This is a genomic window from Paenibacillus popilliae ATCC 14706 (genome assembly GCF_000315235.1).
Classification (GTDB): Bacteria; Bacillota; Bacilli; order Paenibacillales; family Paenibacillaceae; genus Paenibacillus_B; species Paenibacillus_B popilliae.
This window is the reverse complement of sequence record NZ_BALG01000528.1, coordinates 1-546: the sequence shown is the minus strand read 5'-3', so window position 1 is coordinate 546 and position 546 is coordinate 1. Positions and strand designations below refer to the sequence as shown.

General features: G+C 39.0%; 1 protein-coding gene. It reads right to left on the bottom strand.

Features of this window, described 5'->3' with window-relative positions; genetic code table 11:
* Window positions 1-44: 44 nt before the first annotated feature.
* Entirely contained in the window at window positions 45-512 is a 468-nt protein-coding gene (locus PPOP_RS19050) for a hypothetical protein (protein WP_042230308.1), read from the bottom strand.
* Window positions 513-546: the final 34 nt, after the last annotated feature.

Here is a 546-nt window from a genome sequence, read left to right as displayed (position 1 = left end):
GGCCCGCCCTGTTACACATCGATGAGAGGTGCGGGCGGGGTCTGTTAATCTGTTATTTCAACTATAGTGCGAATAGAGTACTCCTTTACACCTACATCTGAATTTGGAGCGCTGTATTCGACTAAATAGTAACCGTCTTTATCAGAAGTTATTTCCAATTCATCCTCCGAATATCCAAAACTTGTTGAACCATCAGTTAAAGTCTTACTATACAAGGAACCTATCCATACTTTTTCTCCTTGACGTAGCTTAACGTATCTAGCTACTTTGTGCTCACCTGACTTTAGACTTGAGTAAATAATATCAGGCATAAAATGAAAACTATCACGAACATATATGCCATTACCCGGTGCCTTGGACTGATAAATGAGGTTCACCTTGGGTTTGGCTGATGTAAACCCGTTAACCGATTCTTCCGAATCTAAATCAATAATAAGAGGAGATGCATAAATAGCAGGTACACTTGCAAACATAGAAAGTACAACGGCTAAAGAAAGAATAGTCTTCTTCATGAAACGTCACTCCCTTTGGAATAATTTAACTTTC